General features: G+C 54.3%; 13 protein-coding genes and 2 pseudogenes. 6 read left to right on the top strand and 9 right to left on the bottom strand.

Annotation, left to right across the window (positions count from 1 at the left end):
- Window positions 1–138: 138 nt before the first annotated feature.
- The 6 genes from A3SI_RS05010 (at window position 139) to A3SI_RS04985 (ending at window position 5,634) form a co-directional block, all read left to right on the top strand.
- Complete coding sequence (locus tag A3SI_RS05010) at window positions 139–915, top strand: superoxide dismutase (RefSeq protein ID WP_009054051.1); 777 nt, start codon at window positions 139–141, stop codon at window positions 913–915.
- Between the two features lie 148 nt (window positions 916–1,063).
- The gene (locus tag A3SI_RS05005; protein ID WP_009054049.1) at window positions 1,064–1,606 is read left to right on the top strand and encodes a DUF3592 domain-containing protein; all 543 of its coding nucleotides are present in this window, start codon (window positions 1,064–1,066) and stop codon (window positions 1,604–1,606) included.
- Window positions 1,607–1,696: 90 nt separating this feature from the next.
- Window positions 1,697–3,739, top strand: coding sequence for a DUF3857 domain-containing protein (locus A3SI_RS05000; protein WP_009054046.1), 2,043 nt, complete (start codon window positions 1,697–1,699; stop codon window positions 3,737–3,739).
- Window positions 3,726–4,658 (top strand): DUF3857 domain-containing protein, encoded by a 933-nt coding sequence (locus tag A3SI_RS04995; protein ID WP_040670193.1) that lies wholly within the window; start codon window positions 3,726–3,728, stop codon window positions 4,656–4,658. Before A3SI_RS05000 ends, A3SI_RS04995 begins: the two co-directional genes overlap by 14 nt.
- Window positions 4,607–5,452, top strand: a complete 846-nt coding sequence (locus tag A3SI_RS04990; protein ID WP_156810175.1) for a hypothetical protein — start codon at window positions 4,607–4,609, stop codon at window positions 5,450–5,452. The genes A3SI_RS04995 and A3SI_RS04990 overlap by 52 nt, the downstream gene beginning before the upstream one ends.
- Window positions 5,443–5,634, top strand: a complete 192-nt coding sequence (locus A3SI_RS04985) for a hypothetical protein (RefSeq protein WP_009054044.1) — start codon at window positions 5,443–5,445, stop codon at window positions 5,632–5,634. The genes A3SI_RS04990 and A3SI_RS04985 overlap by 10 nt, the downstream gene beginning before the upstream one ends.
- A gap of 64 nt (window positions 5,635–5,698) precedes the next feature.
- Here A3SI_RS04985 and leuD read toward each other — a convergent pair whose 3' ends face one another.
- From leuD to A3SI_RS04950, 9 genes and pseudogenes are all read right to left on the bottom strand, one after another.
- On the bottom strand, window positions 5,699–6,271 hold the full coding sequence (gene leuD, locus A3SI_RS04980) for a 3-isopropylmalate dehydratase small subunit (protein ID WP_009054042.1): 573 nt from the start codon (window positions 6,269–6,271) through the stop codon (window positions 5,699–5,701).
- A pseudogene (gene leuC / locus A3SI_RS04975) lies at window positions 6,268–7,683 on the bottom strand (3-isopropylmalate dehydratase large subunit). Before leuC ends, leuD begins: the two are co-directional and overlap by 4 nt.
- A complete protein-coding gene (locus A3SI_RS04970; protein WP_009054033.1) occupies window positions 7,676–8,560 on the bottom strand; it encodes a hydroxymethylglutaryl-CoA lyase in 885 nt (294 codons plus the stop codon). The pseudogene leuC and the gene A3SI_RS04970 overlap by 8 nt, the downstream one beginning before the upstream one ends.
- A complete protein-coding gene (locus tag A3SI_RS23145) occupies window positions 8,557–8,784 on the bottom strand; it encodes a CoA transferase (protein WP_394330350.1) in 228 nt (75 codons plus the stop codon). The genes A3SI_RS04970 and A3SI_RS23145 overlap by 4 nt, the downstream gene beginning before the upstream one ends.
- 110 nt (window positions 8,785–8,894) lie before the next feature.
- A pseudogene (locus A3SI_RS04965) lies at window positions 8,895–9,772 on the bottom strand (CaiB/BaiF CoA transferase family protein); the annotation flags it as partial.
- A 2-nt stretch (window positions 9,773–9,774) separates the two neighbouring features.
- On the bottom strand, window positions 9,775–10,389 hold the full coding sequence (locus tag A3SI_RS04960) for an isochorismatase family protein (protein WP_009054028.1): 615 nt from the start codon (window positions 10,387–10,389) through the stop codon (window positions 9,775–9,777).
- Entirely contained in the window at window positions 10,386–11,018 is a 633-nt protein-coding gene (locus A3SI_RS17155; protein ID WP_009054027.1) for a GntR family transcriptional regulator, read from the bottom strand. Before A3SI_RS17155 ends, A3SI_RS04960 begins: the two co-directional genes overlap by 4 nt.
- Window positions 11,019–11,039: 21 nt before the next feature.
- Window positions 11,040–12,908, bottom strand: coding sequence for a hydantoinase B/oxoprolinase family protein (locus A3SI_RS04955; RefSeq protein WP_009054025.1), 1,869 nt, complete (start codon window positions 12,906–12,908; stop codon window positions 11,040–11,042).
- A 7-nt stretch (window positions 12,909–12,915) separates the two neighbouring features.
- Window positions 12,916–14,973 carry a hydantoinase/oxoprolinase family protein gene (locus tag A3SI_RS04950; protein WP_009054024.1) on the bottom strand — a complete coding sequence of 686 codons (2,058 nt, stop codon included), beginning with the start codon at window positions 14,971–14,973 and terminating at the stop codon, window positions 12,916–12,918.
- Between the last annotated feature and the right edge of the window lie 35 nt (window positions 14,974–15,008).

The following is a 15,008-nucleotide window of genomic DNA, read 5'->3' as shown; positions in this document are numbered from 1 at the left end:
GTTCTGCAAACATAAACATTTGTCAGGAAAAGCGACTAAATGTCCGAGAGCGGTTTTAAATGTACTGCCTTTCTATTACCTTTAAGCAGGTATTCTATGGAGTAGCAATCTATTGTTAATCAAAAATAACCTTATTCTATGAAAAAAACTACCTGGAATGTTTCGCGCAGAAGCTTTCTACAGCGAAGCACCAAGGCTACTTTAGCGCTGGGCATCGGCAGTAGTGTCATCGGCTCGGCTTTCTTAAGTGCCTGCAGTAGTGGGGATGGAGAAGACGAGGAAGAAGGCGTCCTTTTAGCCACGGGCTTCGCCCAAACGGCCCTAGCCTATGACTATGCAGCACTGGAGCCGCATATCGATGCCATGACGATGGAAATTCACTACAGCAAGCACGCTGCCGCCTATGCGAATAACTTAAAAGAAGCCGCAGAAGAAGAGGGCGTAGACACCTCTAAGCCGCTGGAAGAAGTGCTAATGTCGATGAGCAAGTACTCCACCAAGATGCGGAATAATGGGGGTGGGCACTATAACCACGAACTTTTCTGGAGCACCATGAGCCCAGACGGGGGAGGGGCTCCTTCAGGGGCTTTGGCCGCCGCCATAGACGCACAGTTCGGCTCCTACGATGCCTTTAAAGAAGCCTTCGAAACGGCCGGAAAAACCCGCTTTGGCTCTGGCTGGGCATGGCTCGTACTCGATAAAAACAAAGGCCTGGCAGTCGGCTCCACCCCGAACCAAGATAATCCACTCATGGACCTGTCTGACTTCCAGGGCATCCCGCTACTCGGAAATGACGTCTGGGAACATGCCTACTACTTGAACTATACCAGCGACCGGGCAGGTTACTTGTCTAACTGGTGGAATCTAGTGAACTGGAAAGCCGTAGAGGCACGCTATGTGGCTTTAATGGGCTAAAAATTCAGGCTGATAGCATACCTAGCAAACAGGCTCATTCCTTCTAAGGGGTGGGCCTGATTTTTTTGGCCGCGGCCAAATCCCCAGCCGATTTCCTAACATTTCCTGTCAAGCTGCAGTTTATGCTGTAAACCAACTATTTAGCACCATGCACCCTGCTACTCGACAGAACCTCATCGCGACGATCCTGGTGTTTGCTGGTTTCGCAGCGGCCATTTATGGGCTTGTGCTCGCCCAGCAAAGTCTCTACAAGCGTTCGCTGCTGCAGTCGGGCATCCCTGTAAAAGGAGAAATTATCGCCCTAGAAGAAGTAGAGGTGCGGACTTTTTCCTCTGCCGGCACCCTGCACTTTCAGGTGCCCACCGTCCGTTTTCAGCACCACAGCGGCGAGTGGATCGCTTTTCGCTCGACGGCACAGTTTCAGGCCGAGCGCTTTCACCATCGCGTGGGAGACCGTGTGGAGGTGCGCTACCTACCGAATAAGTCCCACGAGAGGCTGGTGCTGGCCTATGACGTGGTGCTGGCCGGCATTTATGGCGACTATTACACCAGCGCCCCGATCCGAAATAATAGGCACTGGGGATTTTTTGGCTTTGCGATTTTCTCGTTTTGGCTCGCGCTGCTCCAATTTAGACCAAAAAAAGTTTATCCATACTTTCCGAGACATAGGATAAAACAAGCTGCACAATAAGAAGAGACAGTACGTCTTAAAAAATAATAAGCGTTTAAATGTAAATATTCTACTTTATTTCATAAATTAGTGCTAGTAACTCAGCACACTATGAAAAGTTTATTTACAATCGCCCTTTTTTTCGGGCTTCTACTTCAGACGGGGAGGCTGTATGCACAGTCAGACCTGAAATTTGGTAAAATTTCTCCCGAGCTTTTGCTTCATGACCATGCCTCCGACTACCCGGATGATGCTGCCTTGGTGCTGCATCATGGGACTAAAGGAACCATCGAATATCAGAGCAACTTAGGCTTTGTGATCAAGTATCAAGTCTATAAGGTGGTGAAAATCCTAAAAAAGGACGGCTTGACCCATGGCGACCTGGAAATCCCCTACTACACTTTTCAGGGAAGCCATGATCAGGTGTCCAGCATCAAAGGAAATGTGTATCAGGCCGTAAATGGCAAGGTGCAGCGTACCAAAATCGGGAGGGAGCATGTCTTCGATGAGGCGGTAAGTAAAAACTTTGCACTGAAAAAAGTATCGCCACCTCAAGTTCAGGAGGGTGCCATCGTGGAGATTAGCTATGAGCTTTCTTCCGATCTGCTGCACTATGTGCGCGAATGGTACTTTCAAGACTGGATACCGACCGTTTGGAGTGAATTTAATTTTGAGTACCCGGAATACTTTCAGTATGCGCAGACCTCTCAGGGCTATCTACCCTTTACCGTGTCCGAGTATGGTGAAGGAAGTGGGAACGCCATGTGGACCGAGAAGGAAACAGTGGACAGCCGCCTACAGCGCCAAAGCAATTATACTACCTCGAACGTACGCTACACGACGCGCAAGATGCACCTCGCCATCGCTGATGTGCCTGCCATGCGCGCAGAGGCCTTCATCGATAACCCGATGAGCTATGCCTCTCGCATAGACCTGCAGCTCCTCCACGTACAGTTTCCCAATAGCACCAGACAAACCATCTCAGGCAACTGGCAAGATGTGGCCACCAAGTTAATGCAGGATGAGGATTTCGGTAAGCACCTAGCTTCCAGCCGTTTCACCCGTCAGCTGCTCCCCTCCATTGTAGATGAGTCGGATAGCCCAGAAGAAAAAGTGCAAAAAATATACGCGCATGTTACCCAAAAAGTAGCTTGGGAGGGTTCTCGGGGTCTTTACCCTGGCCAAAGCCTGGAAAAAGTGTACAAAGAGGGCAAGGGAACTGTTCCAGAGATTAACTTACTGCTCGTGGCCTTGCTACAGGAAGCGAACTTACCGGCTTATCCGGTCGTAGGCATGAGCCGTGATCGAGGCTTTTTAAACCAAAGCTACCCGGTCATGCACAAGTTAAACTATGTAACTGCCTTAGTCAAGCTGGAAGGGAAAGATCTGGTTTTAGATGCAAGTGACGCAGCCATGCCTTACGGGATTTTGCCCATGCGGGCCATTAATAATGCTGGCCTGGTGATCGAACCTAGTGGTGCGCGCTGGTGTGAGCTGCAAAATGCCAAGCCGAACAATACGGTGGCACTGCACGAGCTCACCTTAGGACCGGATGGGCTCACCCAAGAGGTGCAGCGTAATACTTTTGGTTATGAGGGTACGTATCTGCGTAAGAAATATTTGACCGAAGGTCCTGACCACTACAGAGAAGAACAGCAGGCCGCGGCGAAGGACTGGCACATGCACGCCTTTTCGGTAGAAAACCCACTGGATAAGGAGCTTCCTTTCGTTCAAAAAATGAATTTAAGTGGTGAAAAGGGCTTGATCTATGCGGGAGATCAGATATTCTGTTCGCTTTTCGAGGATGCCTATCTTACAGAAAATCCCTTTAAGCGGGAGGAGCGCGCCTATCCTATCGACTTCATTTATCCCTCTCGTCGCCAAACGGTCGTCCTATTAGACATTCCCGAGGAATATGAAATGGAGGAGCTCCCTGGAGATAAAATATTGGAATTTCGTGATAAAGGCATTGTCTACCGCTACAGGTGCTCCATGCCCTCGCCGACGAAAATCCAAATCATGATTAGTTTCCAAGTGCAGCAAACGATGCATGCGGCTACAGATTACGCGGCGCTGAAACAGTTTTTCGAAGATATCTCAGAAAAGCAAAAAGAGGTCATCGTCTTAAAAAAGCGTACGCATGAGGGCCTTTGATTCGCTTTTTCAGCAGCTTAGGGGCGGCATTTTCCCTACACTACTGCTGCTCTGGCTTATCGGCAGCCCCCTGGCTGCGCGACAGATCCCCCCTGCTCGTATCCAAGAACACGTGCAGACGGTTACAGTGAGCCCAAATGGTAAGTTTACACTACAGGACCGCTTGGTCATTACGATCTTCCGATCGGAGGCGGCAGACCTGGCTAAGCTACAGGTTCCTTATTCCTCCAGCATCAAAGTAAAAAACATGGCGGGTACTGTGCATGACCTTCTGGGAAATACGCTGTATAAGTTTAAGAAGTCGGATGTAGAAGACTTTAGTAATTTTAGCTCTTTTTCGATCTATGAAGACAACCGGGTAAAGGTTTTGGACCTGCGCCAGACGCAATACCCCTATACCGCTACCCTGGAGTTTGAAATCGAACTGCCGAATTTGTACTATGTACCCAACTGGGTGCCGCAGCGCTACCCCAGCATCCCTGTGGAGAAAGCCTCCATCACCTATCAGTACCCTAAGGAGACCGAAATTCGTTTTCTAAGCCGTCACCTGGAAGAGGCGCGCCACGCGCAAAGGCAGGAGGGGAAACTTCAGGTACAGTCTTGGGAAATCGGACCTCTTTCCGCCTACACGCCAGAACCGATGGCCGTGCTTGAAGAACAGCGCAAACCGATGCTGTTAGCATCTCCCGGTAAATTTAGTTTTGACGGAAATTCAGGAGACCTAAGCAGCTGGGAGGAAATGGGGCGCTGGTTTTATGCCTTAAATGCAGATAAGCGCGAACTATCCGCACAAACTAAGGCAGACGTACACGCCTTAGTGGCGGGGCTACCCGATGATGTGGCGAAGGCTGAAGCCTCTACCAGTACATGCAGGGGAGGACCCGCTACGTCAGCATTCAGCTGGGAATCGGCGGGCTAGTCCCATTCGATGCGAAGTCAGTGGAAAAAAATGGTTTTGGCGACTGCAAGGCGCTTTCAAATTACATGGGGGCACTGCTGGATGAAGTCGGAATTCCGAATTTCTATACCCTCATCCATGCGGGAGAACAAAACAAGCCTTTCTTTTCTGCTTTCCCGGCAGATTACTTTAACCATGCGATCCTGGCTGTGCCGCTAGAGCAAGATACGGTCTTTCTGGAGTGCACAAGCCAGCAGACGCCCTTCGGCTTTTTAGGGGACTTTACCTCCGATCGGCATGCCCTGCTGATTACTCCCGAAGGAGGGAAATTGGTAAAAACCCCCACCTATCGTGCAGAGGTTAATAGGCAAAAACAAGTAGGTAACTTCCAACTAGACGAGGGAGCCAACCTTTCCGGCCATGTTTCGATGACGCGTAGTGCCTTACAAAGCAACCTAGGAGGCATGCTGCAGCTGCCTTACGCGAAGGAAAGCGCTAAAATGGACTGGATACAGCGCATGTACCGCCTGCCTGGCTTGTCCGTGGCCGATTACGGTTTCGAGCGCTCCGGAAATCTTTTGCCTGAAATCCACTTTCAGGCAGAACTACAAGCCAAAAAAGTGGGGCAGCTGGCAGGAGGACGCATTATCTTACAGCCCAACCAGTGGAACACCCTTGAAACTGGCCTACGCCCCGCCAAGGAGACGCGCGAAAGTCCTTTCCGGATTTCTATGGGGTATACCGATGAAGATGAAATTTCCTATGCCCTGCCGGCAGGTTCGAAGTGGATCAGCTGCCCGAACCGGTGGTGCTAGAAATGCCCTTTGGCTACTTCAAATCAGCGCTGGCCTACCAAGAAGGGACGCTCCTCTTTCGACGTGAGCTGCAGGTGAAAGAAGGACAGTATGCGCCAGAGTTATTCAATGAGTATGTTGGATTTTTAGAACAAATCGAGCGTGCCGATAAACAGAAAGTGATCCTTAGAAAGTCCCCGTAGGCAAGAAAGGCTGGGCGCTCCTGACAGGGGATGTCCAGCCTTTCATATTTTTACACTCGCCAGCTTACTTGTACTTTTTCCGCTCATAAGCGCTAATCTCCTCCTCCCTATCCAGCACATAGCCGAGCATATCCGTTCCTGCCAGCAGACAGGCCTTTCGGAAAGGATCCAGCGCAAAAGAAAAGCGAAGGTCAGCACTTGCTGGTACCTCTACACGCTGCTCCTCTACCAGCACGAGCACCTCTTGCTCTAGCGCTGCGAGCTGGGCACAGGCCTCTTCTGGAAGTCGAAGAGCCAAAATCCCATTATTCAAGCAGTTCGAGTAGAAAATATCTCCAAAAGAAGGGGCGATAATCACCCGAATCCCAAAGTCGGCTAATGCCCAAACCGCATGTTCGCGGCTGCTCCCCGTCCCGAATTCTGCTCCTGTAAGCAAAATGGAAGGGGGATTTTCCTGGTTAAAGGGGTGCTCCAGTGGATTTCCTTCCGCATCGAAGCGCTCGTAGACCAGCAAGGCATCAGCCATGCCTTCCCGCTCTGAGCGTTTTAAAAACTCTCCAGGAAAAAGCCGATCCGTATCCACTTGGCTGTCGGGGAAGTATAAGATGCGATCACGTATGCTGCGTAGGGGTCTCATGGGCTCTTTTCGTTTAGCGTAATCTTTCCGTAAAGTGCTGACAGCGCGGCCGTTCGCGGGCTACAAAGCAGCGTACGCGCACCGGGGCCCTGCCTTCCCTCAAAGTTCCTGTTGGAGGTACTCAAACAGCGTGTTCCAGAGGCCATCTTATCCTCATTCATGCCCAGACAGGCACTACAGCCCGGCTCTCGAAGGGGTGCTCCAGCAGCTGCGAATATACGGTCGAGGCCCTCCCTTTGCGCTTCGCGCAAAACGCTCCGCGAGCCGGGCACCACCAGAATCCGAAGGCGCGGATCCACTCGGCGACCCTTCCAAATGGCCGCTACCTCTCGTAAATCTTCGATGCGCGCATTCGTGCAGCTGCCGATAAAAACACTGTCGATGGGCTCCCCGAGGAGGGATTGCCCCTCCTGCAGCTCCATGTAAGCCAGTGCCTTGCGGTGAGCCTCCCGCTGACTTTCGGGCAGCTCGGCGGCATGGGGAATGCGCTGTGTAAGCGAAATGGCCTGACCGGGGTTGGTGCCATAAGTAATCATAGGCCTAAGCTGCTGATATCCACCTCAAGCAGACGCTCCACCTCCGCTTCAGGATCACTTCGGTAGCTGGACCACACGTTCAAAAGTGCTTCCAAGTCCTCGCGATCCCGCAGGCGTGGGCGCTCTCGCAAGTACCGCAGCGTCACGGCATCTACTCCGACCAGCCCGCCGCGTGCACCGAGCTCGATGCTCATGTTGCAGAGCGTCATGCGCTCCTCCATAGTCATATTTTCCACCACAGGCCGGCATACTCGATAAAATACCCCGCAGCACCATTCGCTCCGAGCCGCTGTAAAACATGTAAAATGATGTCTTTCGCGCGCACTTCCTCCGCTCGGGTACCGGAAATATGGATGCGCAGCTGCCGCGGCTTGGCCTGCACCAAGCACTGCGTGCCGAGCACCAAGCCTACCTCTGAGGTTCCGATGCCAAAAGCCAGCGTACCGAAGGCACCATGGGTGCTCGTATGGCTATCCCCGCAAACGATGGTCATGCCCGGCTGCGTGTAGCCCAGCTCCGGGCCCACCACATGCACGATGCCTGATGCTCGTGCCCCAGATCGTAAAGCGTAATGCCATGCTGCTCACAGTTCGCCTGTAGCAGCGCCACCTGGCGTGCCGCCAGCGCATCCCGCAGCGGCAAATGTTGGTTTTCCGTCGGCACATTATGATCCGTCACGGCGAAACAGCGGTCAGGTCGCCGCACCGAAAGGCCACGCTCTTCCAGCATGCGAAAAGCCTGGGGCGTCGTAACCTCATGCAGAATATGAAGATCGATGTAAAGCAGAGATTGCCCTCCGGGCAAAACCGCCACCTCATGCGCTTCCCATAACTTATCGAAGACCGTTTGGGGACGCCTAGGGTCTGATTTAGGCATGGCTTTCTTGTTTTCGAATTTTTAAAGCCTTCAGCCAGCTGCCCACCGTGGCGAGGGCGGCTACGTCCACTGATGTGCTGTAGCCCGCTTCCGCGCAGAGGCGTACAAGCTCTTCGGCGGGGACATTGCCCTTCGCCCCTGGCACAAAGGGGCAGCCTCCCAGTCCGGCTGTAGCCGTATCAAAATGCCGATATCCGAGGGCCAGCGCCTGCCGGACATTCGCCTCCGCAAAGCCATACGTCTGATGGAAATGCAGACTGATCCGCGGAGCTCCTTCCTTACCAAGTAAGCCCGCCGCCTTTCCCAAAAGGGTGGCCGCATGTTCCGGCTCCGCATGCCCGTCCGTGTCCGCCAAGCAAATGTCCGCGACGCCCCAGTCCGCGATGCGCTGTAGTAGTTCCCAACTGTGAGCAGCGGGTGTGGGGCCTTCGAAAGGACAGTGAAAAGCCACGGCCAAATACACACGGAAAGAGATGTCCTCCTCTTTGGCCCTGCGGGCCAAGGTACGCACCTGCTCCAGACCCTCGGCCACCGACATGCGGACATTCCGCTGGTTCATGGTCTCGGTCAGCGACAGCACATAGGAAAGGTGTTTCGCTCCATGCTGCCGGCCCAGTTCATAGCCCTTCACATTCGGGATGAGCGCGTGCAGGGCCTGTGGCACATCGGCTAAGCGCTCCAGGAGTTCCCCCGTACCCGCCATGGTCGGCACCGCTTTAGGGGAAACGAAGGCCCCCACCTCCACGGCAGGAAAGCCCGCCCCGAGTAACTTGCGCACCAGCAGCTCCTTCTCATCCAGCGTGAGCAGGTAAGGCTCGTTCTGGATACCATCCCGAGGGCTGACTTCGAGCAGCTCTACGTGATCAGTAGGGCTCATAGAATCCCCCTTTCCTTAAGCTGCTGCTGCTCAGCATCACTGAGCCCCAGCCAGTCGGCATAGACCTCCGCATTATGTTGGCCCAGCTCTGGGGCAGCGCTGCGCACCTGGCCGGGCGTGGCGGAGAGCTTTGGAAACACGTTTTGCATAACCAGCTCTCCGACCCCGGGGTGCTCATGGGTGATAAGCGCCTCTCTTGCTTTAAAGTGAGCATCTTCCAGCATGTCCGCTGGCGTAAAGATTTTGCCGGCAGGCACGCCCCCTCGTCGTGCTTGGCAGTCGTCAGCAGATCCGAGGAGGAGAAATTCACGGACCAAGCGCCGATTTTTTCGTCCAGCTCCACCTCATTTTGACCCCGGCTGACATGGTCGCGGTAGCGTGGGTCGTCGATCCACTCCTCGCGCCCCATCACCTCACACAGGCGGCGAAAGACGGTGTCTTGGTTAGCGGCTATCAAAATCTCGCCATCGGCAGTGGGGTACACATTACTCGGCGCGATGTTCGGCAGGCGGGAACCCGTACGTTCACGCACATAGCCTGTTTTATAATATTCTGTTACGGTACTTTCCATCATGGTGAGCACGGCCTCGTAGATGGCACAGTCCACCACCTGGCCTCGACCACTCACTTCGCGGGCACGCAGTGCGGCTAAAGCCCCCAGTGTGGCATGGGTGGCGGCAAGGCTGTCTCCGATGGAAATACCCACACGGCTAGGCGGCCGATCCGCTTCCCCGACGATATGCCGAAGCCCCCCCATGGCCTCTCCGATGCTGCCATAACCAGCACGTGGAGCATAAGGGCCAGTCTGCCCAAAACCACTAACACGCACCATGATAAGCTTGGGGTTTACCGCGGAGAGGGATGCATAGTCCAGCCCCCATTTTTCCAGCGTCCCCGGTCGGAAATTTTCCACTAGAATATCGGCCTGCTCGATCAGGCGGCGCAAAATATCCTGCCCTTCCTTTTCGCGCAGGTTCAGGGTGATGGACTTTTTATTGCGCGCCAGCACAGGCCACCAGAGGGACTGCCCGTTCACCAGCTCGCGGCCCCACTTGCGGATGGGTCACCCTGACCGGGGAGCTCCACCTTAATAACTTCAGCGCCCATGTCGCCCATCAGCTGCCCACAGAAGGGGCCCGCCAGCAGCACACCCAGCTCGATCACGCGGATGCCGGTTAGGGGTCCATGTTCTAATCCTTTTATCTTTTCCATACCTATTTCAGGTTATTACATCGTTTTTTAAGCGCCTCTAAAGGCATCACATCTGCATATTTGGCTTGCAAGTCGTATAGATTCGCCTCCTTTATCGCCGCACTACGGTCTTCCACGGCATCTTCCAGCACGATCGGCAGGTAGCCATACTGCATGGCATCTGTGGCAGTAGCCCGCACACAGCCGCTTGCCGACAGGCCCACATGCACCAGCGTATCCACGCGAAGAAAGTTCAGCGTGGCCAGCAGCGGCGTATTATGGAAAGCACTCGCATACTGCTTGGTTAAAATGGGTTCCTTTGGCCCGGGGGCCAATCCTTCCACCCAATCGGCCCAGTGCGGATGGGTCTGCAGCAGCGTAAGGGCACTGATTTTCCGGAGAAAATGCCCGCCCGTCCAGTGCTGCTGATCGTAGGCCAGGCGCGTGTAGAGCACAGGCCAACCAGAACTGCGTGCAAAGGCGATACTTTCCAGTATCTGCGGCAGGGTTTCGGCGTAACGTGGGCTGTACAGGGGAGATTCGGGTAGGAAATAGCCCGCGATGAGGTCGATGACCAAAAGGGCGGGGCGCTCCCCCATACCTAAACTTCCTGCAAAACCGGGGTCTGTCTGTTTCATGTGTTGAATATGGCGTTAGCGCGACTTAAATGCTGCTGCATCAGGCGGCGTGCTTCCTCCGGGTTCCGCGCCTCGAAAGCGGCGATCATCGCATCGTGCTCCTCCAAGCTGGCTGCTGTCTTCTCGGCATCGTAATGCTGATAGGTGCGGACCATGGTGGGCATGTTGATGTTCAGAAGCAAAACATCCTCTAAGGCACGATTTCCGGTATGCGCCCAGATGCACTGGTGAAAATCCAAGTTGATTCGCGTCATCTCCTCGATGGCTTCCTGTGAGGGATGGGAGGCGATGGCCCGGAGCTGCTTGTTCATCATGCGCAGCTCTTCGAGGGCACGGGCAGGGATGTGCTCCGCACAAAGTGCCACCGCCTCACATTCTAAAATGGTCCTCACGAAGAAATTGTCTTGCACATCTTTATTCGTCCACACGCGGACACGCATGCCGCGATTCGGCAAGTACTCCAGCCAGCGCTCTTCCACGAGCTTTTTAAGGGCCTCGCGGATGGGGGTGCGGCTGATGCCCAGTTTCTCGACGAGCTCTAGCTCGATCAGGCGTGCGCCTGGCGGAATGTCGCCAGTTCGCAGCATGGACTTGATGGCCTCGTAGGCTTTTTCAGATGTAGCAGACACAGATGATGCGATTTAAGTCGTTTATGCACGGATAAACACAGGTGGTTTCGGAGGCTCCAAGCCCGTTTCAGCCAGGCAGCTCTCCCGAAGTGCGTCGATGCTTCTTCCGCTATTAAACATAGGCAAATCTCCGCGGCCAGCACGCATCTTTTCGCGTAATTTTTCGGTCGCCGCCGCGTCCAAGGTTTCCTCTTCAGTGATGCAGACGCCATAGCCTTCTTCAGCACCGCGAACAGAAATGAGCCCCCGGCGCACGTCTTTTAAAACTTTCTCGGGTTCACGCTCGAGGGGATCGCCCCAGCCGCCACCACCCCAGGTGATGAAATGCAGCTGATCGCCTTCCTGCACACGGATTCTGTCACACTTGGCAGGTAAAAACTCCCTAGAACCATCTGTGCGGACGAGTTCTTTGCGGCTACGAGCCGCGGGCGCCCCACCATTCACTCCCCAGGGAGGCAAGAACCAGCGATCGTCGTGGATAGAAATTTCTCCCGGTTCGAGGAAACGGTACACGATGTCCACGCCATTACCTCCGCGATGCTTACCCGCACCACCGGAATCCTGCACGGTCTCGTAGCGCTCGATGCGTAGCGGGAAATAGGCTTCTAGGAATTCATTTGGCACGTTCGTGAAGGACGGCCACAGGGAGTGTCCATCCGGCCCATCGCCGAAAGGCTTGCCTGGAATCCCACCAAAACCAATTTGGAAGAGCTGGAACCAGTCGCCTTCCTTATCGTAGCCGCTGTACATGAGGTGCGGAGAGGAAGAGAAGCCTGCTGCGTTCAAGAACTCCGGCTGGCGCTGACCGAGGAGCCCGCCGAGCACATCGAACATTCTGCCCAGCGCATGGGTACGGCAAGAAAGGGCTGCCGGGTAATGCGGCTTGAGAAGGGAGCCCTCTGGAATGCGCACCTCCACGAGGTCGTAAAATCCATCGTTGAAGAGAATCTGCGGATCGAAAACCATGATCATGTAAATGCCAAAAAACATTTTGAACATGTTCTCATTCAGGTAGAAGTTAATTGACCCGAAGGCTTGCGGATCTGTGCCATCCCAGTCTAGGATCACCTTATCCCCCTCCCGCCGCATAGAGCAGCGGTATTTATAGGGACCGAAGCCGCGGCCATCATCGCAGAGGTAATCCTCGAAGTAGATGGTCTCCTCGGAAACGGTCATCTGGAAGAGCTTACGCATGGCTTCCTTATTTCGGTTTAGCGCGGCTTCCGTGGCGGAGCAGTAGGTGTCTACGCCGAAGCGGCTACAAATTTCCTTTACGCGCCGATCGGCCGTGCGGCAAGCGGCGACGATGGCGTTAAAATCAGAGCGGTTCCAGTGGGGCAGGCGGCACTGACGTAGGATTATTTCCATGGCCGTGCTGTTAAAGACCCCTTTCTCGTAAATTTTAAAGGGTGCGAAGCGGATGCCCTCTTCGAAGATCGTAGTAGCATCAGTCGGCAAACTGCCGGGTACCTTGCCCCCCACATCGGTCATGTGCCCGAACATCGCGGACCAGCCCACGAGGCGCCCCTCAAAGTAAATCGGCATGAGCACGAGCCAGTCGTTCAGGTGGGAAACGGCCCCCTCCACGGCATAGGGGTCATTCGTGAGGAAAATATCTCCTTCCTCGATGGTGCCCGCATAGCTTTTCAGAAAGCCATCCACAAAGGAGCCGAACTGACCCACTACCATCTTGCCATTCCGATCCGCAATCAGCGGAAACTCATCGTGCTGCTCACGAATTCCCGGCGACATGGCCGTACGGAATAGAACAGCGTCCATCTCGAAGCGAGCATTACGCAGCGCCGACTCGATAATATCTAAGGTGATCGGATCGATATCGCCCACTTGGATCGGGCTATCGTTCGTTTCGATTATTTGTGCTTTGTACATGGTTAGCTTAGTTGGTTGGATTGATAATTAGATTTCCGAAGGCGTCTACTACGGCCTCATGCTTCGGCAAAATCACCGTCGTAGCGTCCATTTCCGCCACGATGGCTGGCCCTGGGATATGGTTGCCCTGCTTCAACTTGGCGCGCTCATAAATGGCCGCCTCGTAGTTTTGGCCCTCATACCAAAAGGTGTCGTGTCGCTTTACCAGGGCCTCGGAAGCGTCTTCGGTTCCTTTTTCCAACTCCTGCACGTGGAGTTCTTGCTCCTGCTGCTCCACGATAGCACGGAGATTAACCAGTTCATGCGGCAGGTCTAGCTTGAAGGTAAAGAGTTGCTCATGAATGGTATCGAAAGCTGCTATGGCCGCCTGAAAGCCATCCTTTTTTAAGTCTTCTATCGTCACCTTTACGGGCACTTCGAAGCCCTGACCGGTGTACCGCAGGTCCATCTGATAGGTGTACACGCGATCCTCTGGAGCGATGCCTTCTTCCTCCAGTAGGGCAGCAGCGGACTCGCCGAGGCTTTGCAGCTCCGCTGCTAAGGTGGCGGCATCTAGGCTTTCTAATTTCGCTATCTGCGTTTTCGCGGCCTCATTTCGGATCTGTGTCGTGGCATCCCCGTAGGCACAGAGCACCCCTGGGCTAGGCGGGATGATGACAGGCCAGGAGCCCATCAGCTTGCCGAGGGCATTCGCGTGAAGGGGGCCGGCTCCGCCAAAACCGATGAGGGCGAAATCCCGCGGATCGTATCCCTGCTCGATGGACACCAGACGGAGTGCTCCGAACATGTTTTCATTCGCGATGCTGATGATTCCGGCAGCAGCTTCCTCGAGGGAGACTCCGAGAGCATCTGCGATTTTCTGGACCGAGCGGATGGATGCCTCCCGGTCGAGCTGCATTTCGCCCCCGAGTAAATCTACAGGCAAATAGCCGAGCACCACATTTGCATCGGTCACGGTAGGCTCCTCGCCGCCTTTACTGTAGCATGCCGGACCCGGCACGGCTCCCGCGCTTTCAGGGCCTACGCGGAGGGCTTTCGTAAGCTCCGGCACTTTCGCGATGGAGCCACCACCCGCCCCGACGGTGCGTACATCCAGTGAGGAAGCGCGTACGGAAACGTCTCCCACACGGGTTTCGCGGCGGACCACAGGAGTACCGTTTTCGATCAGCGCCACATCAGTGGAGGTACCGCCCATGTCATAGGTAAGCAAATTTTTAAAGCCTGCTTTTTTCGCGATCCACAGTGCGCCCTTCACGCCGCCCGCAGGACCGGACATCATCAAGTTGACCGGCTTTTCGGCTGCGATGTCAAAAGACATCAAGCCACCATCTGAGCGAAGTACCTTCGTGGAGGCTTGGATATTATTTTCGCTAAGGGTCTTTTCTAAAGAGGAAAGGTAGCGCGAGAGCGTCGGGCGTACATAGGAGTTGGCCACGGTGGTGACCGTACGCTCGTATTCACGCATTTCAGGAAGTACGTCGGAGGAGAGGGACACCGGGATTTCGGGCCACTCTTCTTTAAAAATGGCAAGTATGCGCTGCTCATGGGCATCATTCGCGTAGGAATTGATCAGCGACACGGTGATGGCTTCCACGCCACGTTTTTTTAGTTTGGCGATGGCCTGCCGCACGGAGTCTTCGTTAAGCTCCCGGACGATGCTACCATCGGCGCCGATGCGCTCCAGTACTTCTACGGTATCTTCCAGATCGGCTAAGGGCTCTGGCTTGTTCCAGACGATCCAGCCTGCAAGCCCTCCCGGAACAAAAGAACGGGCGATCTGCAGGACCTGCCCATAGCCATCGGTGGTCATCAGCCCCACGCGTGCGCCTTTTCGTTCTAAAACAGCATTCGTCGCCACGGTAGTACCATGCATCAACTCCTTGATATCGGCTGGCGATACGCCCGCTTTTTCGCAGGCTGCTAAAATCCCATTCAGGATACCCTTAGACTGGTCCTCAGGGGTGCTGGGCGTCTTGGCCCGGTGCGTTTCCCCCGTGCTTACGTTCATGAGCAGAACATCGGTAAAGGTTCCACCCACATCTACTCCAATGCGGATTTTTGACATGATTATGATTGGGTTTATTGGTTTTGTATTTTTGT

Source organism: Nitritalea halalkaliphila LW7 (assembly GCF_000265075.1).
GTDB classification, from domain to species: Bacteria; Bacteroidota; Bacteroidia; order Cytophagales; family Cyclobacteriaceae; genus Nitritalea; species Nitritalea halalkaliphila.
The sequence above is the reverse complement of the archived record's forward strand: the minus strand, read 5'-3'. Positions and strand labels throughout refer to the sequence as shown.

Bases quoted from the DNA above. Each gene is read 5' to 3' on its own strand.
- A3SI_RS05010 (WP_009054051.1), top strand. From the start codon at position 139: ATGAAAAAAACTACCTGGAATGTTTCGCGCAGAAGCTTTCTACAGCGA.
- A3SI_RS05005 (WP_009054049.1), top strand. From the start codon at position 1,064: ATGCACCCTGCTACTCGACAGAACCTCATCGCGACGATCCTGGTGTTT.
- A3SI_RS05000 (WP_009054046.1), top strand. From the start codon at position 1,697: ATGAAAAGTTTATTTACAATCGCCCTTTTTTTCGGGCTTCTACTTCAG.
- A3SI_RS04995 (WP_040670193.1), top strand. From the start codon at position 3,726: ATGAGGGCCTTTGATTCGCTTTTTCAGCAGCTTAGGGGCGGCATTTTC.
- A3SI_RS04990 (WP_156810175.1), top strand. From the start codon at position 4,607: ATGCAGGGGAGGACCCGCTACGTCAGCATTCAGCTGGGAATCGGCGGG.
- leuD (WP_009054042.1), bottom strand. From the start codon at position 6,271: ATGAGACCCCTACGCAGCATACGTGATCGCATCTTATACTTCCCCGAC.
- A3SI_RS04970 (WP_009054033.1), bottom strand. From the start codon at position 8,560: ATGAGCCCTACTGATCACGTAGAGCTGCTCGAAGTCAGCCCTCGGGAT.
- A3SI_RS23145 (WP_394330350.1), bottom strand. From the start codon at position 8,784: ATGCTGGAAGATGCTCACTTTAAAGCAAGAGAGGCGCTTATCACCCAT.
- A3SI_RS04960 (WP_009054028.1), bottom strand. From the start codon at position 10,389: ATGAAACAGACAGACCCCGGTTTTGCAGGAAGTTTAGGTATGGGGGAG.
- A3SI_RS04955 (WP_009054025.1), bottom strand. From the start codon at position 12,908: ATGTACAAAGCACAAATAATCGAAACGAACGATAGCCCGATCCAAGTG.
- A3SI_RS04950 (WP_009054024.1), bottom strand. From the start codon at position 14,973: ATGTCAAAAATCCGCATTGGAGTAGATGTGGGTGGAACCTTTACCGAT.